This is a genomic window from Streptomyces sp. NPDC026589 (genome assembly GCF_040638385.1).
Lineage (GTDB): Bacteria > Actinomycetota > Actinomycetes > Streptomycetales > Streptomycetaceae > Streptomyces.
Map to the genome: position 1 here is coordinate 201,550 of NZ_JBEZYG010000005.1, position 25,965 is coordinate 227,514.

Below are 25,965 nucleotides of genomic sequence, written 5' to 3' on the forward strand. Positions count from 1 at the left end.
CACTACCCGGAAGTCGGGACGGGAATTCCAGACCCACCCTCGGTGTCCGAAAACCGAGCATGAATGGCTGGTTGAAGGTGCCGTTGTCGCCCGTCTGGCGGCTGCCTAGCATGAGCGCCATGATAGAAGGCTATCTCGGACGTGAAAGCATCACTGTCGGCGACGCGTTAACGGTCCATGTCTCGACCGATGCCCCCCGATTCCGTCTCCGTTTCTACCGGCTCGGCAGGGAACTCGTACTCGTGGGAGAAACCGGGGAGTACCCGGGTGCCGAACACGCCCCGCCCGACCACCCCGATGGGCTGACCGGCCGCGCCTCGCCCTCCGAGGACTGGAACTGGCCGCCCCTCTCCCACGCCGTACCGGAGGGCTGGCAGCCGGGAGTCCACCTGGTCGAATTCATCGAATGCGGCCCGGGGCGCGCAGGGAATCCGCCCCCGCTCGACGCGGAACACCTCGAAGGGCACGGGCGGGAGTTCTTCATCGTGCGCCCCCGCGTCGCCGGTGGCCACTCCCGCGTCCTCTACAAGAAGTCCACCTTCACGCGGCACGCCTACAACCGCTCCGACCGGCCCGGCCTGGAACGCGCCATCAGCCTCTACGACCACCCCGTCCACCGCGCGGGCTCCGGTGACGCGCCCCGAGGCCACCAGGTCAGCTTCCACCGCCCCGGCGGCGTCATCGATCTCGCGTACTGGGACGCCCCCTTCATCGCATGGCTCGACCGCCACGGGTATCCCGTCGAGTACTGCACCGACCTGGATCTGCACGAGGACCCCGAACTGCTCTCCTCGTACGACCTCCTCCTCAGCGTCGGGCACGACGAGTACTGGAGCACCGCGATGCGTGACCAGGCGGAACGATTCGTCCGCGACGGCGGGAACATCGCCTTCCTCAGCGCCAACACCTGCTGGTGGCGCGTGCATCCGACGGACGACAACACGGCTTTTGTGTCCGACACCGACCATCATGTGGGTGAGGAGTACCCCCACCTTCCCGCGACCGACCAATGGTGGGCGCCGACGCCCGACGGTGTCGGAATTCCGGAGAACGCGCTCACCGGTGTGAGTTTCCGCAACGGTGGAATGTGGCCCGCCACCGAGTGGCCCGGAGACCGGCCCCGAGTTGGGTACACCGTGCAGCACGCCGACCACTGGATCTACGAAGGTACCGGCCTGCGCGACGGATCAGGCGGCGGAGAAGCGGACCGCCTGGGGGCCGGAACACCCCTCATCGGATATGAATGCGACGGCGCCGCGTTCTCCTACGACGCGGACGGAACAGTCCATGCGACCGGGGAGGACGGAACTCCGGAATCCTTCCTCATTCTCGGAATTCACGTCCTCGAACCGGTGCACGAGGATTTCCATCATTTCAAGTGGGGGCACTGGAACGCCGTTGTGCGGGAGAAGGCCATCTCCAGCCCGCGGGCGGCCACCATGGGCATCTACACCGCGGGCGGCACCGTCTTCACCGCGGGCACCACGGACTGGCCCGTGGTCTGCGGGCACGAACAGGATGCGGCCGTCGTCCGCGTCACCCGAAACCTCCTCGACCGACTCCGCCATCGAGATGCCCGGACTCGCCCGTCGCGATGAGCTCCCGCAGGCCGGAGATCCGCGCCGCCCGCTCCGGCAGGGGCGGCGCGGCACCCTCGACCGCCCGGTCGGGACGGTACAGATGCACCGCCCGCATTCCCGCCGCCAGCGGACCGAGCACGTCGGGCGCCCACATGTCCCCGACGAACAGCACCCGCTCCGCCGGCAGCGCGCACCGGTCGAGCAGCGCCCGGTAGATCAGCGGATGCGGCTTGCGAGCGCCCGTGCGCGCGGAGCCCACCACCACGTCGACGGCCCCGGCGAGCCCGACCTCCGCGACGCACTCCTCCAGGTTCCAGAACCAGTTGGAGCACACCCCGACGAGCAGGCCCCGCGCCCGGAGCGCGGCGAGCGCTCCGGGCACGTCCGCGTACAGGTCGAGCCTGACCGCCTTCATCGCCCGGTCCAGCTCGGCGACCAGGCCGTCGAGCTCCGACTCCGGCACGCCACAGGCCCGTGCACGGCGGCTCAGCCGGTCACGCTCCCACGTCACGTACGCGGACTCGTCGGCCGACTGCGCCGCGTGCTCCACGCCCTCTCCGAGGCCCACCGACCACTGGTCTCCCCAGAGTTCGCCCTGGGCGACGAGGCCGCGGCGTACGAAGATGCCGCGATGATCGGGCGGCAGCGGCTGGACCATCCGAACGAGCGTCCCGTAGAAGTCGAAGACGACCGCTTCGATCCCGTCCGGTACCACCGTCACGCGAGCCCCCTAGAACCGGCCGTACCGGCGGGGGAAGTAGTCCTGAAGGTCGCCGTCCCGTTCGATGTCGACGGTCGCACAGTGCAGCCCACCGCCGAACGGCCCGACCGCCCGGAAAGGCACCTGCACGATCTCGAAGCCGTACGAGGACAGCTGCTCGGCGAGACGCACCTCGTTCTCCTCCACGCACAACGTGTTCTCGTCGAGGTTCAGCATGTTCCCGGCGAGCCATGGGCTGCAGAACGACAGCTTCGGCGGATGGTCCCAGCTGGCCGGCTGGACGGCCTCGACGATCTCCCAGTCGTTGAGCTTGAAGAACTCCATCAGCTCGGCGTCCGCGAGCCGCTCACCGCAGTGCAGCACCAGCCCGGGACGCAGCGGCACCCAGGTCGCGTCGATGTGCAGCGGGTGGGTGTTGGTCGAGGTCACCGCGTGGACCCGGTGGTCGGGGAAGTGACGGCGCAGCCAGTCGTAACCGCTCCTGTTGGTGACGAACGACAGCTGAACGAAGAGGTCCTTGCCGAAACGCGCCACGTCGGCGGCGTCGAAGAGCGGCTCGGCCTCGGTGAGAACCAGGTCGTAGTCGCGGACCCGGGCCAGCTGTTCCTCCGTCGGGAGGTCGTTGTACGTGTCCCAGAAACCGGTGTTGTACGAGGCGTCCGTGAGCCGCGGCTTGGGCGCCGCCTCCCAGCGCATCCGCTGGTCGTGATCGAAGAGCTCCTGGAGCACCGGCCGGTAGCAGAGGTACTCGAACCAGCGGCTGCGGTACGACATGGTTGCTTCGAGGACCTCGTTGCCGACCGTCAGCAGCAGGTCCCGGGGCGGCATGCAGCCGAACATCGACTCGTGCGCCCACTCCGGCGTGGACACCTCACGGGAGAAGTCGATGGGGGTGGGGCGATCCACGCGGATGCCCCGCCGCCGCAGCATGTCGGAGAAGTCGTCGAGTTGCTGCTCGGCCTCGGCGACCATGTCCGCCGGCATGGGCCCGTACGTCCCCAGGGGAAAGCCGTCGTCCGGGTAGGCGCGGCGCACCGCGTGTTCGGGGGCCTGCACCACCGTGCCCTCCGCGCGGCCGACGATCACATGGCGCAGCGGGTCCCAGCCGTTCCAGGAGTTGACCCGCACGGGGCTTGGGGATTCGGCGGGGGCGGTCGTCCTCTGCTCGGTCACGTACAAGCCCTTCGATCGGGATCATGGGGTGCCGCAGGGGCCCAAACTGCGGGTACGAAGCCATGACCGTCAAGAGTCCCCCCGCTACCTACCGTGTCGTTCGCGTCAGCGTGGCCTGAGTGCGCCCGCCGCCGCTTCGGCCGCGAACGGCATCCGCGCAGCGCAGCGGGTATGTGCCGCACTCTCCGGGCGGACGCCCACCGTCGCCTTCCGGCCGAAACTCCGTGCCGTCGCTGAGCAACGCGATCAACGGGGTAGTGAGAAGACCGTCGCCGAAGCCCGGTACGCCCTGACGCACCACGTCCGGAGGAATTCATGGCACTGACCCGATCTCGCCGATCCATGGCCCTGGGGGCCATGCTGCTCGTCACGGCGATGGGATGCGGCTCCGGCGGACAGGACAGGTCGGGTGAACGGGCCGAGGACGACGGCAGGCTGACGGTGTGGCTGATGGTGGACGCGCGCGAGAGCTGGCCGGAGCTGGTCGCCTCCGCCAACACCCGGTTCACGGAGAAGCACCCCGGTGTGGAGGTCGATGTCCAATACCAGCAGTGGACGACGAAGAACCAGAAGCTCGACGCCGTCCTCGCGGGCCGCAACGCGCCCGACGTGGTGGAGATGGGGAACAGCGAGACCACCAACTACATCGTCAACGACGCCTTCACCACGGTGGACCCGAAGACCTTCGACCAGTCCGGGCAGTGGCTTCCGGCGCTCGCCGACGCCTGTCGGCTCGACGGCAAGACGTACTGCGTGCCGTACTACGTGGGAGCGCGCGTCGGCGTCTACCGCACCGACTACTTCCAGCGCGCCGGTCTGACCGCCGCCCCGCGCACATACCCCGAGCTGATCGCCGCCCTCGACCGGCTCAAGAAGGAGTACGGCACCAAGGACCCCAGCTTCTCCGCCCTCTACATGCCCGGCCGCTACTGGTACGCGGCCATGGGATTCGTCAAGGACGTCGGCGGTGAGATGGCGGTCGAGAAGGACGGACACTGGCACGGCGCCCTCTCCTCACCGAAATCCGTCAAGGGGCTCACCGCCTGGAAGAAGCTCCTGGACGACTACTACGTCGGCGACCGGGCGAAGGACAACGGCGACCAGCCGGCGGTCGTCGGTCAGGGCAAGGTCGGCGTCTTCTACGGCAACACCTGGGAGGCGGAGGCCGCCGCCGACGCCCGCTCCGGCGGCGATCCGCACCTCAAGGGCAAGTTCGCCACCTTCCCCTTCCCCGGCCCGTCCGGAGAGCTGCTTCCGCCGTTCCTCGGCGGCTCCACCCTGGCCGTACCCGCCAAGTCGCGGAACCAGGAACTGGCCGCCGACTGGATCCGCCTCTTCACCGACCGGAAGTCGCAGCAGCAGCTCATCGCCGCCAACACGCTGCCCAACAACACCGTCCAGCTCGGCGAAGTGGCCGCCGGAGGCATCAACGGCCCTGCCGCCCAGGCCGCAGCCCGCGGCTGGGTCACGCCCCTCGCTCCCGGCTGGACCTCGGTGGAGAAGTCCAACATCCTGCCCGAGATGCTGGAACGCATCGCCACCGGAAAAGCGTCCGTCCAGGACGCCGCGCGCGAGGCCGACCGCAGGATCGACGCCGTGATCAATGAGCGCTGATCCGGTCCGGCGCTCACCGCGCCCCGTCCTTCCCTACCTTCTGATCGCCCCCGCCCTGCTCGCGCTCGTCGTCGTTCTCGGCTACCCGTTGGTCGACATGGTCACGCTGGCCTTCCAGGACATGACGCGCAAGGAGCTGTTCAGCGGCGAGACCCCGCCCTGGGCCGGTCTCGACCAGTTCCGCACGATCCTCGGCGACCGGTTCTTCTGGACCGTGGCGGGCCGCACGGCCCTGTTCACCGTCGTCTGCGTGACCCTCACCATGGGGTGCGCCCTCCTCATCGCCCTGCTGATGCGCCGGGCGGCGCCCTGGGCCCGGGCGGTCCTCGCCGGGGTGCTCGTCGCCGTGTGGGCGATGCCCGTGATGGTCGCGGCAGCCGTGTTCCGCTGGCTCTTCGACGCCGACTACGGCGTCGTGAACTGGTCGCTCTCGGCCCTGCCCGGGATCGACCTCGGCCGGCACAACTGGTTCACCGACCCGTGGCAGGGGTTCGCCGTGATCACCGGGGTGGTCGTCTGGGGCGCGCTGCCCTTCGCCGCGATCAGCCTGCACGCGGCGCTCGCCCAGGTTCCGCCGGAGTTGGAGGAGTCCGCCCTCATCGACGGAGCCAGCCCGTTCCAGGTCTTCCGCTACGTCACCTTCCCCGTGATCAAGCCGCTCTTCGTGATGGTCACGACCCTCATGGCGATCTGGGACTTCGGCGTCTTCAACCAGATCTGGCTGATGCGCGGCGGCCAGCCCGAGCGCGAGTACTACCTGCTCGGCGTGCACGCCTTCATCGAGTCCTTCGCAGTCAACCGCTACAGCGTCGGTGCCGCCATCGCCCTGGTCACCGTCGTCCTGATGCTCGCCGGCGCCGTGGTCTACCTGCGGCAGATGATGAAACTGGGAGAGACCGAGTGAGCGCGGGACGCAGGCACAGGAAAAGCCCTCGGCACCGGCGCCGCTACGATCTCCTCACGCTCCTCGTGGCCGCGGTCCTCGGCTTCCCCGTCTACTGGATGGTCCTCACCGCGTTCCGGCCGGCGAGCGAGATCCTCGGCCTTCCGCCCGAGTTCTGGCCGAGCAGCCCCACCCTCGCCAACTTCACCCGCGCGATGAGCACCGAGACCTTCTGGGCCAACGTCCGCTCCAGTGCGGTCATCGGTCTCGGAACCGTCCTCGTCTCCCTGGTGGTGGGTTCCCTCGCCGCGTTCGCCCTCGCCCGCTTCCGCTTCGCCGGACGCAAGGCGTTCATCGTCGTGATCCTCACCGTTCAGATGATCCCCCTCGCCGCCCTGGTGATCCCCGTCTACCTGCTTCTCAACGAGGCCGGTCTCACCGACAGCCTCGGCGGCGTGATCCTCGTCTACCTCGTCTTCACCCTGCCGTTCACCGTGTGGATGCTGCACGGCTTCATCGCCACGATCCCGGTGGAGCTCGAAGAGGCCGCGATGGTCGACGGCTGCGGCCGGATCGGCGCGTTCGTCCGCGTCGTCCTGCCGCTCCTCGCCCCCGGGCTCGTCGCCACCTCCGTCTTCGCGATGGTCCAGGCATGGAACGAGTACGTCCTCGTCTACGTGCTGCTCTCCACCCCGGAGAAGCAGACCCTCAGCATCTGGCTGGTCTCCTTCCAGACCAGCTTCGGCACCGACTACGGAGGGCTGATGGCGGGTGCCACGCTCACCGCCCTGCCCGTCGTCGTGTTCTTTCTGGCCGTTCATCGCAAGATCGCCGCAGGAATCGCCGCCGGAGCGGTCAAGGGTTGAAGCACGCCTGACCCGGTACCGGAACGACCTGTCGGCGAAACCCTGTTCACCACAGAGGAGAACCCTGTGACGCACGACCGCCTCGACCTCGTCTCCAAGCTGTACCAGCCCACGGACTGGCCCCGGGTCCTTGAGGCCGCCACCGGCAAGCCCTCCAGCGCTCCGCTTGTCGTGGACCTCGACCCGACCACGTTCTGCGACCTGGCCTGCCCGGAGTGCATCAGTGGAAAGCTCCTCAACCAGGGCCGGTTCACCCCCGAACGGCTCGCGGCCCTCGCCGAGGAACTCGTCGCCATGTCCGTACGGGGCGTGGTCCTCATCGGCGGCGGGGAGCCCCTGGCCCATCGCGGTACGCGTGGCGTCTTACGCATACTCGGCGAAGCGGGTCTGTCCATAGGAGTCGTCACCAACGGCACCATGATCCGGCAGAACCTCGCCGAGCTCGCCCGGTACGCCACCTGGGTCCGCGTCTCCATGGACGCCGGCACCGCCGAGACCTACGGTCTGTTCCGGCCCGACCGCAAGGGCCGCAGCGTCTTCGACAAGGTGGTGGAGAACATGCGGCTGCTCGCCTCCGAGAAGACCGGGTCGCTGGGCTACTCCTTCCTGGTGATGTCTCGGCGGGAACCCGACGGGCGGACCGTCACCAACCACCACGAGGTGCTGCGCGCCGCCGAACTCGCTCACGACATCGGCTGCGACTACTTCGAGACCAAGGCCATGTTCGACGACGACCACCACATCGTCCAGGTCCCCGAGGCGGTGGTGGAATCCGTCGACCGGCAGCTGGCCGAGGCCGCCCGCCTGGAGAGCGAGACCTTCCAGCTCGTCAACTCCTCCACTCTCACCGCCCTGCGCAATCACGTGGGACCTGTCCAGCCCAAGGAGTACGACCGCTGCCGCGTCTCCGAACTCCGCACCCTCGTCACCCCCTCCGGGGTGTACGTCTGCGCCTACCACCGGGGCAATCCGCTCGCCCGGATCGGCGACGCCGTCACCGACAACCTCGCCGACATCTGGCGGGACTCGGACCGGGGGATGATCGACCCGAGCCGGGACTGCCGGTTCCACTGCGCGCGCCACCGCTCCAACCTGGAGCTGGAGCGCATCGACCGAGGAGCCGGCGAGCTCCCGCTCGCGGAGGACTACGACCCGTTCCTCTAGGAAACTCCATCGCCCTGCCGCGCAGGCAGGCGGCAGGGCGATGAGGAGCAGTCCTAGGCGTGCGGCCCTGATCCGCCGGACGCCCCTCGGCCGCTCCCGGCCGGTACCGGTTCCCCGACGGTGCTCGGGGCCGCCGGCGCGGGAATCACCCGGGCCTGGGGGTGAGAGACGCGCAGCGCCCGCGCGAGCCGCGCCGCCGTCTCCTCCGCCGCGTCGGCCGTGCAGACGCCCACCAGCGCACCGCCTCCACCGGCGCCACTGAGCTTCAGCGGCAGGCCGGCAGCGCGCTGCGAGACCGCCCGCACCTCCTCCAGCAGGGGCGTCGACATCCGCTGGTGGTCCCGCATGGCCTCGTGGGCGCGGACCATCGCGGCCCCGAGCGCCACCAGGTCCCTGTCTCGCAGCGCGCCCCACACGTGCTCCGACGCCTCGTCGGCCACCGCCCGGTAGGCGGCGAGCGAGGGATCGCCGGCCGCTAGCTGCGCCCGTACGTCCCGAATGTGATGCCGGGTGTCCTTGCGGGTGCCGGAGTCCACGACGACGACCCGCCACTCGGCCGGGAACTCCAGCCGCTCGCGCACGGCCGGGAGCCCGCGCTCGCGGCCGTCGAGGAGGAGGGCACCGCCCTCGACGACGGCGAGATGGTCCATGCCGCCGCCGTGGAACACGGCGAACTCGAACTCGTACGCCCACTGGGCGATCGTGTGGTCACCGAAGCGCCGACCGGTGAACGCCCGGTCGGTGAACGCCCGGAACAGGGCCACGATCTGAGCTGTGGAGGACGACAGTCCGCTCGCCGCCGGAGCCTGGCTGCGGACGATGACGGCCGGCGGCCGCAGGGGCAGTCCGGGTAGTCGTTCGCGCAGGAACGCCCACACCTCCCGCGGCCAGCCCTCCGCCGCCTCGCCCTCCGGCGCGGGACCGGGACCCGCCTCCACGGTCGTCATCAGGGCGAGCGCGAGGCTGACCGAGCGGCCTCCGCCGAGCCAGTCCAGATCCTCGCCGGACAGGCAGGCCCGGCACGGCACCGTCGCTCGTATCGCGCGCATGGCATTCACCGGGCCTGGAACCTCCCCTCGGTGCGGAACCTCTCGTACATGGAGAGCACCACCGCGGTCGGCGGATGCAGTGGCTGGAGCGGGGCGTCGAGCGGCTGGAACCGGGCCTGCCGCACCTCGTCGGCACCGGGCGCAAGCGTTCCCGACCAGTGTCGGGTGACGAAGCAGAGGGCGAAGCAGTGGGTCACGTCGCCGTTCGGGTAGGTCAGGGTGTGCACGCGTGGATCGGAGAGCGACCCGAACGCCACCAGGTCCTCCCTCTCCACCCGCAGACCGGTCTCCTCGGCGACCTCGCGTACGGCGGCGTCAGCGAAGTCACCGCCCTCCTCGCACGCGCCGGCCGGGAGTTCCCAGACCCCGTTGTCCGCCCGCTGCTGGAACAGTCCCCGCCCTTCGGCGTCGAGGAGCAGCACCTGCGCGCCGGGCACCAGCAGATTCCTGGAGCCGACCTTCTGGCGCAACGACCAGATGTATGAACCGGTGTAACTCATTCTCGTACGCGTCCTCTTCGTCGTTCCGCGCGTCGCGGTTCCGTCGGTGCGCGTCACTCGTCACCGGCCGCGTCGGCGAGCCAGCGCGGCATGGCCTCCGGCGTGGCGAGCAGCCACCGCACATACCGTTCCACACCCTCCCGGACCTCGATGCCCGCCTGCCAGCGCAGCAGTTCGCGCGATCGTTCGGTCGACGCGTAGCCGCCGAGCGGGTCCCCATCGGGCCGCGGGGTGACGATCTGCCGGGCGCCGGGGAAGTACGGGGCGATCAGGTCGGCGACCTCACGGACCGATGTGGGCCGGCCCGTACCGACGTTGACGGTCTGCTCGGCCATCCCCTCCTCGATCAGGGCCAGCGCCGTGGCCTCGGCGACGTCGTCGACGTGGATGAGGTCGCGGACCTGGTCCCCTCCTCCGTTGAGCCTCATGGGACGGCCCAGGTGCGCCTGGAGGGAGAGCCAGGGCACCATCCAGGAGTGGCTGCCCGGCTTGGGGATCTGGGGCTCGCCGTACACCGAGAAGTAGCGCACCACCGCGTACTCGGAGCCGCTGGAGGCGCCGAGCATCAGCCGGGTCTGGTGCTCGGCCCAGAGCTTCGAGTTGGCGTACACCGACACCGGGTGGAGCGGCTGGTCCTCGTGAAACACCTGCGGCCCCCCGGCGGAGGGCACGCCATCCCCGTATACGGAGGCCGAGGAGACCATCACCAGCCGGCGGACCGGGTGCCGGGCCACCTGCTCCAGGACGACCTGCGTCCCCTCCACATTGGCCCGGAAGGCGATGTCCGGGCGGCGGGTGCAGGCCGCCACATCCGCGTAGGCGGCCGCGTGGACCACGAAGTCGGCCTCGCGCAGCAGCCGGCCCACGGTGTCGGCGTCGCGCACGTCGCCGACGACGAGCCGGGCACCACCGCGCGCCACCCCGAAGGTCTCGTGACCGGACTCGGGGTAGGCGTCCATACGGTCCAGGACGGTGACGGCCGCGCCCGCCCCGTGCAGGAGCCGGGTCAGCCTGCTTCCGACGAGGCCGCCCCCGCCGGTCACGACGACGCGGGCGTCGCGCAGCTTGTCGAGCCGGGACCGGACGGTCTCCTCCGTGGCATCGGTGGTGGTGGCGGTCGAGCGGGGTAACGCGGGCATGGAAGCCCCTTTCGGGCATCGGGGGAGAGGCATGCCGACCGGTCGGGGACCACGGCGTGCCAGGTAAGCATCCACGGGCACGTCGCCCGTCTGCCAGGGGGCCATTTCGGCACTCTTGCGGGCTGCCGACACCCTCCGTACTGTCCGGATCCGGCCGCCGGGCGAGGGTTCCGGACGGATGCCCGACGGGGACCGGCGGATCCGGATCGAGGGAGGACGTATGGCACGTCAACGACTCAGCGCGGTGGTCATGACGCATCCCAGGCGCCGTGAGGCAGCCGAGGAACTGGCCCTGAGCGCGCCTTCAGGGCTGATGAGGGTCGTCATGGACCCCGATCCCACCGGGACCCCCTCAGTCCTGCGCACCGCGCTCGCCGCATGGTCCGCGATCGAAGAAGGGGCCACACATCAACTGGTGGTACAGGACGACATGAGGTTGTCCGAATCCTTCTTCGAACGGGTCCGGGGCGCGATCGAGGAGCACCCCGACGCGGCGCTCGCCCTGTTCGCGCTCTGGGACTCCCGCAACGGGGCGGCCGTGCGGTTCGGCACACTGGCGGGCGCCCGCTGGGTCGGCGCCGTCAACGAGTACTTCCCGTGCGTGGCCATCGTACTGCCGCGCCCGGTCGCCGAGGGCTTCGTCGGGTACGGCAGGGAACGGCTCGGCGGCTGGCCCGACGACATCCTGATGCACCGCTACCTGCGGGCCGAGGGAGTACCACGCTATGTCGCCGCCCCCAACCTCACGGAGCACGAGGACCGCGGCTCGATCTCCGGCAACGCCTTCCGCGGCCCGCGCCGCTCGGTCTGCTTCCTGCCGGGCGACCGCGCCGGGGAGGAAGGGCGGACCCTCGACAGCCTGACGGTGCTCCCGTTCTTCAAGTACGGTGCCGCACGCTGCGCGGTCCGGGTCACGGGTCCGGGACCCGAACGCTGGCTGCACCTGGACGCGGAGCAGTACCTCCGAGGGGTGGGGCTACCGACCGCTCTCCTGCGCCCGCCCGGCCACAGCCAGGTCGCCCCGGACGTCCGGGGCACCTGGCTCACGGCCCTCACCATGGGGTTCGAGGCGGCCCGCGCGGGACTGCCCGAACCGCCCGCGACGTCGGAGGCGTACGGGGAGGCGATCGCGACGATCGGCCCCGGCGGCATCAGCAACACCAGCACGGAGGAGCACATCGCGGAGCGCCGCGCACCGCTGGCCGACGTGGCGCGACAGGCGCTCCTGGCCGGGCGCGAGGCCGCTTCCGAGCGCCGCCCACGTGCTCGACGGCAGGGCGGCCTGATCTGGCGCGGGGCGGCGACCCCGCTCGGCGAACATCTCGTACGCCGGCTGGCCGACCGAGGCGTGCGCTCCGACGCCGTGATCGACCTGACGCGACTCCACTCCGCCGAAGCGAAGGTGACCGTCCGTCCGCGGAACGCCCCCACCCCGTACCTGCTGGACGTCGGCGAGCTCTACGGCCCCGGCTGCTCGCACCGCACCCCGATCGGGCGCATGGTGTGGGACGCGCTGCGCAGCCGGCCCGTCACCGTCGAAGGCGACCCCGACGCCGAGGTCCACCCCGTCTACGTCCACGACCTGGCGGACGCGATCGAGGCCGTCCTGCGCACCCGGCCCGCCCGGCGCGATCTCGTGGTCGTGCCCGAGAAGCCCTGCACGGGCATGGAGTTGGCCCAAGCCGTGCACGACTCCGTGCGTCCTGTGCCGGTACGGGCGGCGTCGGACGGCACATCACCGTGGCGTAACCCGGTCGAGGCCGCTCGGGTTCCCGCCTGGACTCCGGCGACGGCGCTGGGCCACGGGCTGCACGCCTTCGCCCAGTGGCTCGCCTACGAGGGCGTCCTGCTCGACTCCGCCGACGCCCTCTGACGGTCTGCCGCCATGCCCCGGAGCCCGTACGCCTGCGGGAAGGTCCCGGCTGCCGGGGCCGAAACGTCAGACGGGAGGCATCGGGTCGCTCTCGCTGACCGTGTACGTCAGCGAGGGGTAGACGAAGTCCGTTTCGTTGTTCTCGCGGCGTCGCAGCCGGTAGAACTCGTCCCTCTGCTCCTCGTCGGCCGACGTGAGGCGCGCACCCTGCGGGAGGTGCGCCTGACCGTCGCGGTGGAGGACGAAGGTCTTCGACGTCCGAAACGTCACGCCCAGCCAGAGGTTGTCAGCCGTCCCGGAGGGATTCTCCAGCACGATTCTGTGCCTGAGCCGTCTGTTCGCGTCGACGGAGAACACGACGACACCGTTGTGGCTCAGCGGGATCTCGAACTTCTCGTCACCGGAGTCCTTCGATTTGAAGATCAGTTTCCTCGGAGGGCCCGCTTCGGGATGCAGATAGCAGGAGAAGACGGCGATGAACGAATCGTCGGCCAGATCGAGCGCCTGGTCCGAATGGCTGCCCATTTTCGTATAGGCGTTCGTGTAGCTCTCGATGAGAGCGTTGTTGAAGCCGACCGGAAGCGCCGCGCGTTCTTGGATGTGCCGCGCCAGCCGTTCGTGCACGGCCCGGAAGCGCTGCGTCGGGCTGCTGTACCGCGTGGTCGTGCGGACGAGCGGAACACCGCCCGCCTCGTCCGTCCTGGTGAGCACGGCGCCTCGTCGGCCTTTGCCCAGCTCTTCCAGCTGGGCCGATGCGGACAGCTCCGTGAAGGGATTCGCCTCGATCGGCAGAGCGTACGTGAGGATGTCATCCGAAAACCTAGACCCGGGGGGCAACGTAATCTCCCGTGTTCATGCTGAAGAGGAATGCGTCGCCGTAGTCGATGAAGGACGAGGTCCTGTTCTCCTCGGCGTACAGCTTGCGCAGATCGTCCAGCCCGGCGGGTGTGGGCGGTTCCATCCTCACCAGGTCCCCGTCCACTTCGAGGAACGTGTGGCCGCCCCTGTGCACGGCTTCGGTGCTCGAACAGCGCACCACGTACCCCAGGCGGGTCGGGAGCAACTCGGCGTCCAGCGCCGAGGGCCGGATCTCGTGCGTGTACAGGCGGTTGGTGGACAGCGGCATGAAGAACACGGAGCCGGGATAGAGGGTCACGTCGAACCGCGAGGGGAGCGGGGTCCCGTCGCGTTCTTCGGCCGGCTCCTTGAGACGGAAACGGAGCCGGGCCAGCCCGCTGACGCCTCTCACGCCGTGGTCGAAGGCGTCATCGGCCAGCGGGCGCAAGCTGTCGAGTCGGTCGTAGAAGGTGCAGAACGCCATGATGCCGTTGACGGGCATGTCCTTGGTCTTGTCGGCGTGGGCCGAGATCTTGGCCTTGGACTGCTTGCGTTCCGCCGTGGCAAGGGTGTTGTGGTAGATCTGGGCGAGGACGTGATTCAGCGGAGCCTGGTCCCGGAAGACGGTGGCCGCCTCGCGGTTCAGCGCCTCGACGATGCGTGTGTCGGTCGGGCGGAAGCCCTCCGTCGGCCCCGAGAGGTTCGTGGAGCACCGGAGCAGGCGGAAACGCAGTTCGTCGCCGTTCCGTGTGACGGGCGTCAGATAGATTCCACTGCGGTGCGCTGTGCCGGGCTTGGTGGACTCCGTCAGCGACTGGAACGCGTGCTCCGCGCGGATCTCTTCGAAATGACCGGCGTCGGGCCCGAAGAAGCGGCGGTAGTACACGCCGACTCCATGTATGCGGATGGGGACCCGGCCGATGTCGATGAGGGTCCAGGGCCCGTCGATGTCCTCGTGGTACCCGTGCGACAGCTCCCGGACGACGAACACCCGGGCGGCGGAGTGCAGGCGGGGGCCGCTGAGCGCGGATATGTCACCGCACAGGTAGACGGTCCTCCGGGTGAGGTCGGTCGCGCCGGAGGCGAGATCCTCGGGCGTGATGACGGAACCGAAGAAGTTCCTGATCGCGTCGTCGTCGTGCGACACCGAAGGTGCGACCAGGATGTTGCTCGCGTCCTCGATGTGGGCTTCCGCCAGCTCTGGTGTGTGCATCAACCGGTACCTGTCCTCTTCGCGGGACTTGATGGTCTGCTCAAAGCGGGAGACATGGCAACGGTCCCCGCCTCCTCCTACGGTGCGGTGTCGCCGTCCCAGCGGGCGCGGAGGGTGGCTTCGAAGTCCTCGGCCCGGGCGAGCTGGACGCGGAGCTTCTCGACCTGCTCGGCGGCGGCCTGCTGATAGGCGCGCACCCGGGCCAGCAGCTCCTCGCGCCGGCCGGTGTCGAGCAGGTCGTCCCCGTCGAGCCGGTCGGTGGCATCGAGCAGTTCGCGCATCTGGTCCAGGGTGAAGCCGAGCGGCTTCATCCTCCGGATGACCATGAGGCGGGCGACGTCGGTCTCGGTGTAGAGGCGGAATCCGCCCTGGGACCGGGCGGAGGGGACGACGAGGCCGGTCTCCTCGTAATGACGGATGGTGCGCAGGGAGAGCTCGGTCCGTGCGGCGACCTCGCCGATCTGCATGTGCTTGCCGTCCACGCCGGTGCCTCTGGCCTCTCTCGTTCCCGGTACGTTCCCGGATCGTCCCCACCGATGCCGCCTCTGGGGCAGCGCCCCTCCGTCCGGGCGCTCCTCAGTCGATCTCTACCCTAACGTCAGGGTAGAGTTGCCGGAGGTGAGGCCGCGTTCCGCTGCCCGTACCGCCGTGTCGGGGCCGATGAAGCCTCCGGCGAAGGTCCGATTGTCTCAGGAGAAGAGCGTGCGCGAGCCCATGACGCCCGGCGCCGCGCTCTGCCCGCCGTGACGCTCCGATCCCGGACGTGACCGCGGCCGCACCGCAGCGCGGATCCGCGTCCGTCCCCACCCCGGTCTTCCGGCTCCGCGCTCACGGAGCCGCCCTCGGGGGCCGCCCGGCGCCCCGTCATCTCCGCGCACTCGCCCGTCGACCGGGCGCGCCCGAGCAGGACAGGTCCCTCTCCCTTGTCTTCCGCCGAATCCGCTGTGTCCCCGGCCTCCCGCCTGCGCGACCTGAAGCCCGACTGGCTGTCCGATTCGAAGGTGTGGCGTACCGAGGTGCTGGCGGGGCTGGTCGTCGCGCTGGCGCTGATCCCCGAAGCGATCTCGTTCTCGATCATCGCCGGAGTCGATCCCGCGATCGGTCTGTTCGCCTCCTTCACCATGGCCGTGGTGATCTCCGTCGTCGGCGGGCGGCGGGCCATGATCTCCGCCGCCACCGGCGCCGTCGCCCTGGTGATCGCACCCTTGAACCGCGACCACGGCCTCGGCTACCTCATCGCGGCCGTCATCCTCGCCGGCGTCTTCCAGATCGTCCTGGGGGCGCTGGGCGTAGCGAAGCTGATGAGGTTCATTCCGCGCTCGGTGATGGTCGGCTTCGTCAACTCCCTGGCCATCCTGGTCTTCATGGCCCAGATTCCCCAGATGACCGACGTGCCCTGGCCCGTCTACCCCCTGATCATCGCCAGCCTCGCACTCATGGTGCTCTTCCCGAGGATCACCACGGTGGTCCCGGCCCCGCTCGTCTCCATCGTCATCCTCACCGTGATCACCATCGGCGCCGCCATCGCTGTGCCGACCGTCGGCGACCAGGGCGCCCTGCCGTCCTCCCTGCCGGTGCCGGGCCTGCCCGACGTGCCGTTCACCCTCGACACGCTCACGACGATCGCCCCCTACGCGTTCGCGATGGCGCTGGTCGGCCTGATGGAATCGCTGATGACCGCGAAGCTGGTCGACGACATCACCGACACCCACTCGAACAAGACCCGTGAATCCCTCGGGCAGGGCGTCGCGAACATCGTCACCGGCTTCTTCGGCGGCATGGGCGGCTGCGCCATGATCGGCCAGACCATGATCAACGTAAAGGTGTCCGGCGCCCGCACCCGCCTCTCCACGTTCCTGGCGGGCGCGTTCCTGATGGTGCTGTGCATCGTCTTCGGCCCGGTCGTCTCCGACATTCCCATGGCCGCGCTGGTGGCCGTCATGGTCATGGTCTCCTTCGCGACTTTCGACTGGCACTCCATCGCGCCCAGGACCCTCCGGCGGATGCCTGTCGGTGAGACCGCCGTCATGGTGATCACCGTCGCCTGTGTCGTGATCACGCACAACCTCGCCGTCGGCGTGGTCGTCGGCTCCGTCTCCGCCATGGTCATCTTCGCCAAGCGCGTCGCCCACCTCGCCGACGTCACCGCAGTCACCGACCCCGACCGCACCACCGTCGTCTACCGGGTCACCGGTGAACTCTTCTTCGCCTCCTCCAACGACATCGTCGGGCGGTTCGACTACGCGAACGACCCCGACCGGGTCGTCATCGACCTGAGCTCGGCCCACATCTGGGACGCCTCCTCCGTCGCCGCTCTCGACGCCATCGAGACCAAGTACGCCCAGCGAGGCAAGACCGTCGAGATCACCGGCCTCAACGATCCGAGCGCGCGCCTCCACGACAGGCTCACCGGAGAACTGGCCGCCGGCCACTGAGCGGACGCCCCCGGGGGGAGCCGGTTGCCGGCGAGCGCGCTGCGGCCGGACCGGACTCCGCCGCACGGACGGTGGCACTCCCCGTGGATCCGGTTCGCGGTCCCGGCCGGGGGAAGGGATCCGGTGCGCGCCTCGCCCCGCGCGCCCGATCGTCCACGACCCGGGAGGAACCCCGTATGAGCATGCCGCACCGTCTGACCGGTTCCGGCGACCACAAGGTGCTGGTGCTCCACGACTGGTTCGGGACCAGCTCCGGCTGGGGCCCCTTCCTGGACTACCTGGACGGCGACACCTTCGGCTACGCCTTCCTCGACTACCGGGGCTACGGCGATCGCAAAGCCGTCGGCGGCGCGTACACGCTCGCCGAGATCGCCGACGACGCCCTCGCCCTGGCCGGTGAACTCGGCTGGGAGAGCTTCTCCCTCATCGGCCACTCCATGGGCGGCAAGGCGGCCCAGCAGGTGCTGGCACAGGCTCCGGGGAGGGTGCGCAAGCTGGTCGGCCTGGCGCCCGTCCCCGCCGGCGTCTATCCGCTGGACCGCGAGGGGGAGGCACTGTTCTACGGTGCCGCGCACGACCGTGACAAGCGACGGGCCATCGTGGACCTGGTCACCGGTCAACGCGCGCCCCGGGTATGGCTCGACCTGATGGTCGACCGCTCGCTGGAGTGGTCGACCCGCGAGGCGTTCGACGGTTACGTGAAGGACTGGGTCACCGCCGACCTCACGGAGCGGATCACCGGCAACCCCGTTCCGGTCAAGGTCGTCGTCGGCGAGCACGATCTCGCCCTGACGGCCGACGCCATGCGCGCCACGTGGCTCAGCCATTATCCGAACGCCGAACTGGAGGAGATCCCGAACAGCGGTCATTACCCGATGTACGAGACTCCGTTGGCCCTGGCGACCAGCGTCGAGACGTTCCTGCGCGCCTGAGCCGACCGCCCGGACCCGACCGCCTCGCAGGGGCCGGCCCCTGCGGGCCGGCCCCTGCGGGTTCGAGCGTCGCCCGCCTAGACGGGCTGCTTCTCGCCGGGGGCGGAGTCCTGGGCGGGGGCCCCGCGCAGGGTGAGCAGTGACGCGGCCGCGCCGACGGCGGCGAGGGCCGCCGCTCCGATGAAGGCGGCGGAGAACCCGTTGGTGAGTGCTTCGGGGTTGCCGAGTTCACGGGCGCCGTACGCCGCGGACACGGCGGTCATCGCGGCCAGTCCGAGTGCGGAGCCGACCTGGTAGCTGGTGTTGACGATGCCGGAGGCCAGGCCGCCCTCCTCGGGGCGCGCACTGGACAGTGCGGTGCCGAGGGAGGGAATGAACGCCAGCGACATGCCCGCCGCGGCCAGCAGGGACGCGGGCAGGACGTCGACCCAGAAGGTGCCGTCCGCCCGGGCGAACGACAGCCACAGCATGCCTGCCGCGAGGGCCAGCAGGCCGGTGACGATCAGCGGCTTGCTTCCGAAACGGGCCATCAGGCGGGGTGCCAGGACGATCATCATGATCATGATGGCGACCGTCATGGGCAGCAGGGCCGCGCCCGAGGCGAACGCTCCGAGCCCCAGGACCTGCTGGAGGTACAGGTTGAGGAAGAACCACATGGGGATCCACGCGGCGGCCATCAGCAGCTGCGCGATGTTCGCGCCGGCGAGGTTGGGGGCCTTCCAGATGCCCAGCCGCATCAGCGGCTCGCGGCGCTTCGACTGGATGGCGACGAACGCGGCGATCAGCGCCAGGCCGGCCAGCAGGACGAGCCAGGTCTCGGCCGAGCCCCAGCCGGTTTCCGGGGCGCGGACGATGGCGTAGACGGCGGTGGCCAGTCCCACGGTGACGGTGGCCGCTCCGCCGAAGTCGACGGATCCGCGGCGGACGGGGGAGGAGGGCATGACCCCCGGGGTGAGGGCCAGCACGATCAGGGCGATCGGGATGTTGATGTAGAACACCCAGGGCCAGCTGGCGTACTCGGTGATCACACCGCCGAGGAAGACGCCGGCGGTGCCGCCCGCCGGGGCCGCCGCGCCGTACAGCGCCAGCGCCTTGGTCAGTTCCTTGGGGCGGGAGCCGAAGAGCATCATCAGCAGGGTCAGGGCGGACGGGGCGATCAGCGCGGCGCCGACGCCTTGCAGGGCGCGCCCGGTCAGTTCGACCCAGATCTCGGAGGCGAGGCCGGCGACCAGGGATCCCCCGGCCATCACGAGCCACCCGGCGACGAAGATCCGCTTGGCGCCGAACAGGTCGGAGAGCCGTCCGCCGAGCAGGAGGAGCCCGCCGAAGGCGACGACATAGGCGTTGAACACCCAGGAGAGGCCCTCGGGGGAGAAGCCCAGGTCCATCTGCATCTTGGGGAGGGCCACCCCAATGATCGACGTGTCCATGATGACCGTGAACTGGGCCAGGGCTATGAGGACGAGTGCCGTCCAGCGGCGTGGACTGGGAGGGGCGGACGGGGTTGACATAGCTTTCTCCAATACGGGAGGGGGGTATCTCGCTTCGCGTGAGCAATATACCCCCTAGGGGTATAGCGACCTGCTGTTGGGGTCGATCGGATACGGCCGTCGGGGGCTGGGACCCCGTAACCGGGCTCCGTCCGGGCCCGTGCGGCGTCGGCGACCGACAGCGCGTTCTACGCGGCCTTGGAGAGGGTGGACCGGTCCGACGGGCGTTCGGCCGGGACGGGGGTCAGGATCCCGGGCGCGGCTCCTCGTCCGTCGTGGCGCGGCCACAGGAGGAGGGCGCCGATCGCGCCCGCGGCGGCGAGCGCCGCGAGGACGGACCAGGCGGCGGCGAAGCCGGTGTTCGTGCCGAGCCATCCGGCGATGGGGTAGGTGATCAGCCAGGCGAGGTGCGAGAGGGAGAACTGGGCGGCGAAGACCCCGGGGATCGCGTTCGGTTCGACCGAGGCGCGCAGGACCTTGCCGGTCGGGGTGATGACCAGCGCCATGCCGATGCCGATCAGGGCCCAGACGATCGCCGTACCGGTCCAGGTGGTCGGTCCGGCCGCGGTGAGCGTCACCGCGGCGGCCGTGCCGCCGACGAGGACTCCCGCGCCGGTCACCATGACCGCCCGGGCGGCGACCCGGTCGAGTACCCGCGGCAGGACGAGCGCGGCCAGCAGGGTCCCGCCGCCGGAGGCGGCGAGCATCCACGCGACGGCCGACTGCGAGCCCCCGAGCTCGTCACGGACGTAGTTGACGGTGTTGACGACGACGATCGAGCCCGCCGCCGCGACCGCGAGATTGAGTGCCATGACGCCGCGCAGCCGCGGTGTCCCGAGGAAGGTCCTGATCCCTGCCGTCGCCCTGTCCCAGGCGCGGGTGTGGGAGCTGGGACGGGCCTCGGGGATGCGCGTCGACAGTACGAGCAGGCCGGAGAGGAGGAATCCGGCGGAGGTGCCGAGGAACAGCCGGTCGAAGCTCAGGAACGCCAGGGCGACCGCTGCGAGGACGGGGGAGAGGAGGCTCTCCATCGTGGAGGCGACCTGCGAGGCGGACAGGGCGCGTACGTAGTCGGACTCCTCGGTGACGATGTCGGGGATGACCGCCTGGAACGTCGGGGTGAACGCCGCGGAAGCGGCCTGGAGCAGGCCGACCAGGAGGTAGATGTGCCAGATCTCCGTGACGAACGGCAGCGCCAGGACCACCACGGCGCGCACCGCGTCGAGGAGGGTCAGAAGGATTCTTCTGGGGAGGCGGTCGACGTACGCGGCGGCGACCGGGGCGATGGCCACGTACATGACCATCTTGATGGTCAGGGCGGTGCCGAGGACCGCGCCGGCGCTCGGGCCGGCGAGGTCGTAGGCGAGCAGCCCGAGGGCCACGGTGGCCAGCCCGGTGCCGAAGAGGGCGATGATCTGCGCACCGAACAGGCGGCGGTAGTCGCGGTTGGCGAACAGGCGCATGGCGTGTTCCTTCCGGGTCCGTGCGGCGGGGCGCGGCCTCGCGCCGGAGGCCGCGCCCCGCGGGGGGAGGCGGGGATGTCCCTACGCATCGGCGCCGCTCTCCGGAGTGAGTCCGGCCAGCAGGTTGAAGGCGCCGGTGAGGACGTTGAGTGCGACGACGCCGACGACATCGGCTATCGCGCGGTCGCTGTAGCCGTGCTCGCGGAGCGCGATGACCTGGGCGTCGGTGATCGACGTCGGCTCGCGGTGGACCTGGAGGGCGAGGGCGATGATCGCCGCGATCCCGGGGTCGTCCGAGGTGCCCGCGCGGGCACGCTCGATCTCGCCCTCGTCCACTCCCATCCTGCGAGCGGCGCCGACATGGGCGTCCAGACAGAGCCGGCAGCCCTGGAGGGTCTGGACGGCGATCGAGATCCGTTCGCTGATCCCGCGGTCGAGCTTGGCTCGCCCCATGGCCCGGCTGAGCTGCAGATAGCCGCCCAGGACGGCGGGGGAGTGCGCCATCGTGGAGACCATGTCCCCGACCTCGCCGTGCCGGGAGACCAGCTCGGCGAGGAGGTCGCGCGAGGCGCCGACCGCTGTATCGGGTGTGAGTCGGGTCAGGCGGGGCATGGTGGTCCTTCCGACGAGGAGGCTGTGCTGGACGGTGGCGGGGCGCTCGGCGGATCGAGCGCCCTTCGGCAGGGTCGTGTGCGGCCCGGCCGACCGGTGGCGTTCCCGCGGCCGGTCAGTGGTGTGGGTGGCCGCCGTGGTGGCCCGAGTGCTCGGACGCCGTCCGGGGCGCCGCGTCCGGGCCGGGGCGGGTCGCGGTGGTCCGTACCGTGAACTCGGCCGTCCGGACGGCGTCCTCGTGCTGGAAGTCCAGGTAGAGGCGGTAGACGCCGCCCGACGGAGCCGCGGCCATGAAGGTGATCCCGGGCCCCGGCTCGGTGACGCCGTCACCGGGCTCGCCGTCCGGGTGGACGTGGAGGTAGCCCAGGTCGCCGACCCGCAGCGCCACCAGGTGCCCGTACGCCCCCAAATAGGGCTGCAGATCGGTGACCGGCCGCCCGTTCCGGCTGACGGTGAGCGTCAGGTCGCTCGCCGTGCCGGGCAGGAGCTCGCCGTCGAGGGTGACGGTGTACTCGCCGACGCGGGCGCTGCGCGAGCCCCCGGGAATCGGCTGTGGGCCGTACGGCCCGGCGACCGAGGCGTCGATGCCCAGCGTCATGGTTCCGCCGTGGCCGACCGGGTGGATGTCGGCGAAGAACCTCCAGTCTCCCGGCTCCAGCGTCAGGTCGACGCTCCAGGTGCCCTTCCCGTCCATCACCGGGTGCACGTGCTGGAAGCCGGTCGTGTCGCGCCGGACGGCGATGAAGTGCAGCTTCTTCTCGTGCTCGGGCGTGAACTCGGTCACCGGTCGTCCGTCGGGACCGGTCACCCGGAAGGCGACCGTCCGTACCCCGGCCGGAAAGATCGTCGAGTCGAGTTCGAGGGTGTACCCGTTCTCGGAGACCGACAGCCCACCGGGACGGGCGCCGCCGTGGGCGGTCATGTCGTGGCCGGAATGGTTGTTCATCGTGACTCCATGTGTGTGATGTGCCTTCGGGTCTTCTTTTCCGTCCTGGGGACATCCGCCATAACATCATACCCCCCGGGGGTATTCCAAGGGGCGCGCCGAACACGGCCCCGCACGGACCGTGAACCGCTCGGCCACCGAGCACGGGGCCGAGTCACCGTCGGCCCCGCCCTGCCGGAAACGCCCCTCCCCGACGTACCATCGGTCCCGGCCCCGGTCCCGGTCCGTACGCGGACCGGCGCCGTCCCCGTGCACCGCCGAGCCGGAGGTACCGCGGATGAACGACGTCTCCCCGCCGCGACCCGACCCCGGCCTCTTCGGGCCCCGGTCGGTCACCTGGCAGCTGCACGGCGACCCGATGATGTGGATCGCGGGCATCCGCGCCCTCTACCTCCAGGCACTCCACCCGCGCGCCGTGCGCGGAGTCACCCAGAACTCCGACTTCCGCCGGGACGCCTGGGGCCGGCTCATGCGTACGGCGTCCTTCGTCGGCACCATCACCTACGGCACCACCGACGCCGCCGAACAGGCGGGCGCCCGGGTCCGCCGGATCCACCGCGTGATCGAGGCCACCGACCCGGACACCGGGGAGACGTACGGCGTCGACGAACCGGAACTGCTGCTCTGGGTGCACTGCGCCGAGGCCGACTCCTACCTCCAGGTCCAGCGCCGCTCCGGCTACCCCCTCACCGACGCCCAGGCCGACCGGTACATCGACGAACACCGCACCGGCGCCCGCCTCGTCGGCCTCGACCCGGACCGGGTGCCCGCCACCACCGCCGCGCTCGCCGCCTACTTCGACCGCGTACGCCCCGAACTCGCCGCCGGAGCCGAGGCCGCCGACGTCGACGACTTCCTCCGTAGCCCGCCCGCGCGCCCCTGGCTCGTTCCGGCGCGCGCCGTGGTGTGGCGGCGGGTGGCGGCGCTGGCCTACCAGTCCCTGCCCCCGTACGCCCACGAGCTGTACGGCCGGCCCGCCCCGCCGCCGGCCACCGTCGACCGGCGGCTCCGTGCCACCGGCGCCGTCCTGCGGGCGATCCCGGACCGGGTGCGCTGGCAGCTGCCGCCCGGTCATATTCTCGGGGCGATGGCACGGCTGGGGCCCGACAGCCGCCCCGCCGCGTACAGACTCCGCGGACCGGCCGCCATACTGGACGGGCCGGGGAGGGCACAGCGCTAGCGGCAGGGAACAACGGGGGCGGGAAGCGGCAGATGGCGGACACCAGGCTGATCCAGAGCCGGTACCGACTGCTCGAACTGATCGGGCGCGGCGGCATGGGCGAGGTGTGGCGCGCCCGCGACGAGTCGCTGGGCCGGCAGGTCGCCGTCAAATGCCTCAAACCCATGGGTCCCCAGCACGACCGGGCGTTCACCCGTATCCTGCGCGAACGCTTCCGGCGCGAGGCCCGGGTGGCCGCGTCCCTCCAGCACCGGGGCGTCACCGTCGTGCACGACTTCGGCGAGCACGAGGGCGTGCTCTACCTCGTCATGGAGTTGCTCGACGGGCACAACCTGAGCCAGCTGCTGGAGGAGAACCAGCAGCACCCGCTGCCCGTCGACCATGTCGTCGACATCGCGGAGCAGGTCGCCGACGCCCTGGGCTACACCCACCGGCAGGGCATCGTCCACCGCGACCTCAAGCCCGCCAACATCATGCGGCTGACCGACGGCACGGTGAAGATCTGCGACTTCGGCATAGCGCGCCTCGGCCACGACATCGGCATGACGTCCCGCCTCACCACCACCGGCCTCGCCATGGGCACCCCGCACTACATGTCGCCCGAGCAGATCAGCGGCAAGGAGGTCGACCACCGCAGCGACCTCTACTCACTGGGCTGCGTCCTGTACGAAATCGCCACCGGCGTACCGCCGTTCGACCAGGACGACGCCTGGGCCGTGCTCGTCGGACACCGCGACACCCCGCCGGAACCGCTGCGCACCCACCGTGCCGACCTGCCGGGCTTCCTCGACCGCGTCGTCCTCGACCTGCTCGCCAAGGCCCCCGAGGAACGGCCCGTCGACGCGGGCGACCTGCGCCGCCGCATCGTCCTCGGCCGGACCGGGGAACAGCCCGCGCTCGGACCGGGACCCCTCGCCCTGTCCGGCGCCGGGCGGCCGCCGGCCCCGCGCACGAGGGCTCTGCCCGCCTGGACCCGCTCCATGACCGCCGGACACCGGGCGACCGGGGCGACGGGCCCCGGCGTCCAACAATCCGACCCGGCCGCCGGGCTGACGGGCCGGTGGACCACCGGCACCCCGCACTCCGCCACCGCCCCGCACTCCGGCCCCGCCGTCCCCGGGCCGGCCGGGCCCCCCGTTCCCGATCCCCTCGCCACGCTCGACGGCCGTCACGGCGCGGGGGTCGACCTCGGCCGCCTGGGCCGCTGGGAGGAGGCGGGCGAGGTGCACCGGGAGGTCGCCGCCCAGCGTGGCCGCGTCCTCGGCCCCGACCACCCCGACACCCTCGCCAGCCGATACGAACTCGGCCTCACCCTCAGCCGCACGGGCCGGGCCGAGGAGGGGCTGCGCGAGTTCGCCCGGGTCGCCGAGGGCCGCGAACGCGCCCTGGGCGCCGACCACCCGCAGACGCTCGCCGCCCGCCAGGCGACCGCCCACGCCCTGGGCCGGCTCGGCCGGCACGCCGAGGCCCACCAGGTGTACGGAGAGGTCCTCGCCGTCCGCGAACGCGTCATGGGCCCCGACCACCCCGACACCCTGCGCTGCCGCCACAACATGGCGTTCAACCTCAGCAGGCTGGGGCGGCCCGAGGAGTCCTGGCAGCTGGCCCGGGAGGTCGCCGACGCCCGCGCCCGGCTGCTCGGCCCGACGCACCCCGACACCCTCACCACCCGCTACGAAGTGGCGTACACGCTGGGCAGGCTGGGCCGCTGGGCCGAGGCGCTGGACACCTTCCAGGACGTCGCCAGGGCCCGCGCGAGCACCCTGGGGCCCGATCACCCCGACACTTTCGCCGCCCGCTACGAGGCCGGCATCAGCCTCGGCCGGCTCGGCCGTGACGCGGAGGCCCTGGAGCTGTACCGCTCCCTGGTCGCCGACCGCACGCGGACCGCGGGCGCCGCCGACCCCGAGACGCTGCGCGCCCGCCACGGCCTCGGGGTCAACCTGGGGCGGACGGGCCGCTGGGAGGAGGCGCTCGCCGAGGCGCGCGAGGTCTGCGCGCTCCGGGAACGCACCCTCGGACCCGATCACCCGGACACCGTGATCAGCCGCCGGGAGGTCGCCGCGGGGCTCGGCTGGCTCGGCCGGTGGAGCGAGGCGCTGACGGCGTATCGGGAGGTAGCCGAGGCGCGCGCCCGGGTGCTGGGCCCCGACCATCCCCAGACGCTGGCGGCCCGCGACGACGAGGCGCACTGCCTGGAGCGGCTCGGACGGTCGGCGGAGGCCGCCGGACCGCACCGCACCTGACCCGCACGCCCGCCCAAGATCGTCCGGGACGCCGGCGACTGACGCCGCC

The 25,965-nt window shown here is 70.8% G+C and carries 22 protein-coding genes; 10 read left to right on the forward strand and 12 right to left on the reverse strand.

What is annotated here, in order from left to right; genetic code table 11:
* The first annotated feature begins 119 nt into the window (after nt 1-119).
* The gene (locus AB0F29_RS10955; protein WP_361869950.1) at nt 120-1,598 is read left to right on the forward strand and encodes a N,N-dimethylformamidase beta subunit family domain-containing protein; all 1,479 of its coding nucleotides are present in this window, start codon (nt 120-122) and stop codon (nt 1,596-1,598) included.
* Here the strand turns inward: AB0F29_RS10955 and AB0F29_RS10960 are convergent.
* On the reverse strand, nt 1,537-2,301 hold the full coding sequence (locus AB0F29_RS10960; RefSeq protein WP_361869953.1) for an HAD family hydrolase: 765 nt from the start codon (nt 2,299-2,301) through the stop codon (nt 1,537-1,539). The two genes, AB0F29_RS10955 and AB0F29_RS10960, sit on opposite strands and share 62 nt — an antisense overlap.
* 9 nt (nt 2,302-2,310) lie before the next feature.
* Nucleotides 2,311-3,474 (reverse strand): serine/threonine protein kinase, encoded by a 1,164-nt coding sequence (locus AB0F29_RS10965; protein WP_361869956.1) that lies wholly within the window; start codon nt 3,472-3,474, stop codon nt 2,311-2,313.
* Between the two features lie 315 nt (nt 3,475-3,789).
* On the opposite strand from AB0F29_RS10965, the gene AB0F29_RS10970 reads away from it, so the two are divergent.
* The 4 genes from AB0F29_RS10970 (at nt 3,790) to AB0F29_RS10985 (ending at nt 8,001) form a co-directional block, all read left to right on the forward strand.
* Nucleotides 3,790-5,088, forward strand: a complete 1,299-nt coding sequence (locus AB0F29_RS10970) for an extracellular solute-binding protein (RefSeq protein ID WP_361869958.1) — start codon at nt 3,790-3,792, stop codon at nt 5,086-5,088.
* Nucleotides 5,078-5,992, forward strand: a complete 915-nt coding sequence (locus tag AB0F29_RS10975) for a sugar ABC transporter permease (protein ID WP_361869961.1) — start codon at nt 5,078-5,080, stop codon at nt 5,990-5,992. Before AB0F29_RS10970 ends, AB0F29_RS10975 begins: the two co-directional genes overlap by 11 nt.
* A gap of 65 nt (nt 5,993-6,057) precedes the next feature.
* Nucleotides 6,058-6,837 (forward strand): carbohydrate ABC transporter permease, encoded by a 780-nt coding sequence (locus AB0F29_RS10980; RefSeq protein ID WP_361869963.1) that lies wholly within the window; start codon nt 6,058-6,060, stop codon nt 6,835-6,837.
* Nucleotides 6,838-6,903: 66 nt separating this feature from the next.
* Entirely contained in the window at nt 6,904-8,001 is a 1,098-nt protein-coding gene (locus AB0F29_RS10985) for a radical SAM protein (protein ID WP_361869966.1), read from the forward strand.
* A 53-nt stretch (nt 8,002-8,054) separates the two neighbouring features.
* Here the strand turns inward: AB0F29_RS10985 and AB0F29_RS10990 are convergent, their stop codons facing one another.
* From AB0F29_RS10990 to AB0F29_RS11000, 3 genes are read right to left on the reverse strand one after another with little or no spacing between them, the layout of a single operon-like run.
* Complete coding sequence (locus AB0F29_RS10990; protein WP_361869969.1) at nt 8,055-9,050, reverse strand: galactokinase; 996 nt, start codon at nt 9,048-9,050, stop codon at nt 8,055-8,057.
* A gap of 5 nt (nt 9,051-9,055) precedes the next feature.
* Nucleotides 9,056-9,550: an NUDIX domain-containing protein gene (locus tag AB0F29_RS10995; RefSeq protein ID WP_361869972.1), complete on the reverse strand. Its 495-nt coding sequence runs from the start codon at nt 9,548-9,550 to the stop codon at nt 9,056-9,058.
* Between the two features lie 53 nt (nt 9,551-9,603).
* Nucleotides 9,604-10,689, reverse strand: coding sequence for an NAD-dependent epimerase/dehydratase family protein (locus AB0F29_RS11000; protein ID WP_361869975.1), 1,086 nt, complete (start codon nt 10,687-10,689; stop codon nt 9,604-9,606).
* A 220-nt stretch (nt 10,690-10,909) separates the two neighbouring features.
* On the opposite strand from AB0F29_RS11000, the gene AB0F29_RS11005 reads away from it, so the two are divergent.
* Nucleotides 10,910-12,562: a hypothetical protein gene (locus AB0F29_RS11005; protein ID WP_361869978.1), complete on the forward strand. Its 1,653-nt coding sequence runs from the start codon at nt 10,910-10,912 to the stop codon at nt 12,560-12,562.
* 66 nt (nt 12,563-12,628) lie between these two features.
* On the opposite strand, the gene AB0F29_RS11010 is transcribed toward AB0F29_RS11005, so the two are convergent.
* The 3 genes from AB0F29_RS11010 to AB0F29_RS11020 all read right to left on the reverse strand — a co-directional run bounded on the left by AB0F29_RS11010 (nt 12,629) and on the right by AB0F29_RS11020 (nt 15,094).
* Nucleotides 12,629-13,399: an alpha-ketoglutarate-dependent dioxygenase AlkB gene (locus AB0F29_RS11010; protein WP_361869980.1), complete on the reverse strand. Its 771-nt coding sequence runs from the start codon at nt 13,397-13,399 to the stop codon at nt 12,629-12,631.
* Entirely contained in the window at nt 13,383-14,612 is a 1,230-nt protein-coding gene (locus tag AB0F29_RS11015) for a hypothetical protein (RefSeq protein ID WP_361869982.1), read from the reverse strand. The genes AB0F29_RS11010 and AB0F29_RS11015 overlap by 17 nt, the downstream gene beginning before the upstream one ends.
* A gap of 77 nt (nt 14,613-14,689) precedes the next feature.
* Nucleotides 14,690-15,094, reverse strand: coding sequence for a MerR family transcriptional regulator (locus AB0F29_RS11020; RefSeq protein ID WP_361869985.1), 405 nt, complete (start codon nt 15,092-15,094; stop codon nt 14,690-14,692).
* A gap of 462 nt (nt 15,095-15,556) precedes the next feature.
* On the opposite strand from AB0F29_RS11020, the gene AB0F29_RS11025 reads away from it, so the two are divergent.
* Both AB0F29_RS11025 and AB0F29_RS11030 read left to right on the forward strand, forming a co-directional pair.
* Entirely contained in the window at nt 15,557-17,047 is a 1,491-nt protein-coding gene (locus AB0F29_RS11025) for a SulP family inorganic anion transporter (protein ID WP_361870393.1), read from the forward strand.
* 176 nt (nt 17,048-17,223) lie between these two features.
* Entirely contained in the window at nt 17,224-17,979 is a 756-nt protein-coding gene (locus AB0F29_RS11030; protein ID WP_361869988.1) for an alpha/beta hydrolase, read from the forward strand.
* A gap of 77 nt (nt 17,980-18,056) precedes the next feature.
* Here AB0F29_RS11030 and AB0F29_RS11035 read toward each other — a convergent pair whose 3' ends face one another.
* The 4 genes from AB0F29_RS11035 to AB0F29_RS11050 all read right to left on the reverse strand — a co-directional run bounded on the left by AB0F29_RS11035 (nt 18,057) and on the right by AB0F29_RS11050 (nt 22,490).
* The gene (locus AB0F29_RS11035) at nt 18,057-19,490 is read right to left on the reverse strand and encodes an MFS transporter (RefSeq protein ID WP_361869990.1); all 1,434 of its coding nucleotides are present in this window, start codon (nt 19,488-19,490) and stop codon (nt 18,057-18,059) included.
* Nucleotides 19,491-19,657: 167 nt separating this feature from the next.
* Nucleotides 19,658-20,932, reverse strand: coding sequence for an MFS transporter (locus tag AB0F29_RS11040; RefSeq protein ID WP_361869993.1), 1,275 nt, complete (start codon nt 20,930-20,932; stop codon nt 19,658-19,660).
* 81 nt (nt 20,933-21,013) lie between these two features.
* On the reverse strand, nt 21,014-21,544 hold the full coding sequence (locus AB0F29_RS11045) for a carboxymuconolactone decarboxylase family protein (protein ID WP_361869995.1): 531 nt from the start codon (nt 21,542-21,544) through the stop codon (nt 21,014-21,016).
* Between the two features lie 115 nt (nt 21,545-21,659).
* Nucleotides 21,660-22,490: a hypothetical protein gene (locus tag AB0F29_RS11050; protein ID WP_361869997.1), complete on the reverse strand. Its 831-nt coding sequence runs from the start codon at nt 22,488-22,490 to the stop codon at nt 21,660-21,662.
* 277 nt (nt 22,491-22,767) lie between these two features.
* Between AB0F29_RS11050 and AB0F29_RS11055 the strand changes: the two genes are divergently transcribed.
* Together AB0F29_RS11055 and AB0F29_RS11060 are read left to right on the forward strand one after the other, a co-directional pair.
* Nucleotides 22,768-23,670 carry an oxygenase MpaB family protein gene (locus tag AB0F29_RS11055; protein ID WP_361869999.1) on the forward strand — a complete coding sequence of 301 codons (903 nt, stop codon included), beginning with the start codon at nt 22,768-22,770 and terminating at the stop codon, nt 23,668-23,670.
* A gap of 32 nt (nt 23,671-23,702) precedes the next feature.
* Nucleotides 23,703-25,916 (forward strand): serine/threonine-protein kinase, encoded by a 2,214-nt coding sequence (locus AB0F29_RS11060; protein ID WP_361870001.1) that lies wholly within the window; start codon nt 23,703-23,705, stop codon nt 25,914-25,916.
* The last annotated feature ends 49 nt before the right edge of the window (nt 25,917-25,965 follow it).

Bases quoted from the DNA above. Each gene is read 5' to 3' on its own strand.
- AB0F29_RS10975 (WP_361869961.1), top strand. From the start codon at position 5,078: ATGAGCGCTGATCCGGTCCGGCGCTCACCGCGCCCCGTCCTTCCCTAC.
- AB0F29_RS11000 (WP_361869975.1), bottom strand. From the start codon at position 10,689: ATGCCCGCGTTACCCCGCTCGACCGCCACCACCACCGATGCCACGGAG.
- AB0F29_RS11015 (WP_361869982.1), bottom strand. From the start codon at position 14,612: ATGCACACACCAGAGCTGGCGGAAGCCCACATCGAGGACGCGAGCAAC.
- AB0F29_RS10955 (WP_361869950.1), top strand. From the start codon at position 120: ATGATAGAAGGCTATCTCGGACGTGAAAGCATCACTGTCGGCGACGCG.
- AB0F29_RS10995 (WP_361869972.1), bottom strand. From the start codon at position 9,550: ATGAGTTACACCGGTTCATACATCTGGTCGTTGCGCCAGAAGGTCGGC.
- AB0F29_RS11055 (WP_361869999.1), top strand. From the start codon at position 22,768: ATGAACGACGTCTCCCCGCCGCGACCCGACCCCGGCCTCTTCGGGCCC.
- AB0F29_RS11040 (WP_361869993.1), bottom strand. From the start codon at position 20,932: ATGCGCCTGTTCGCCAACCGCGACTACCGCCGCCTGTTCGGTGCGCAG.
- AB0F29_RS11005 (WP_361869978.1), top strand. From the start codon at position 10,910: ATGGCACGTCAACGACTCAGCGCGGTGGTCATGACGCATCCCAGGCGC.
- AB0F29_RS10990 (WP_361869969.1), bottom strand. From the start codon at position 9,050: ATGCGCGCGATACGAGCGACGGTGCCGTGCCGGGCCTGCCTGTCCGGC.
- AB0F29_RS10970 (WP_361869958.1), top strand. From the start codon at position 3,790: ATGGCACTGACCCGATCTCGCCGATCCATGGCCCTGGGGGCCATGCTG.
- AB0F29_RS11035 (WP_361869990.1), bottom strand. From the start codon at position 19,490: ATGTCAACCCCGTCCGCCCCTCCCAGTCCACGCCGCTGGACGGCACTC.
- AB0F29_RS11060 (WP_361870001.1), top strand. From the start codon at position 23,703: ATGGCGGACACCAGGCTGATCCAGAGCCGGTACCGACTGCTCGAACTG.
- AB0F29_RS11050 (WP_361869997.1), bottom strand. From the start codon at position 22,490: ATGAACAACCATTCCGGCCACGACATGACCGCCCACGGCGGCGCCCGT.
- AB0F29_RS11030 (WP_361869988.1), top strand. From the start codon at position 17,224: ATGAGCATGCCGCACCGTCTGACCGGTTCCGGCGACCACAAGGTGCTG.
- AB0F29_RS11045 (WP_361869995.1), bottom strand. From the start codon at position 21,544: ATGCCCCGCCTGACCCGACTCACACCCGATACAGCGGTCGGCGCCTCG.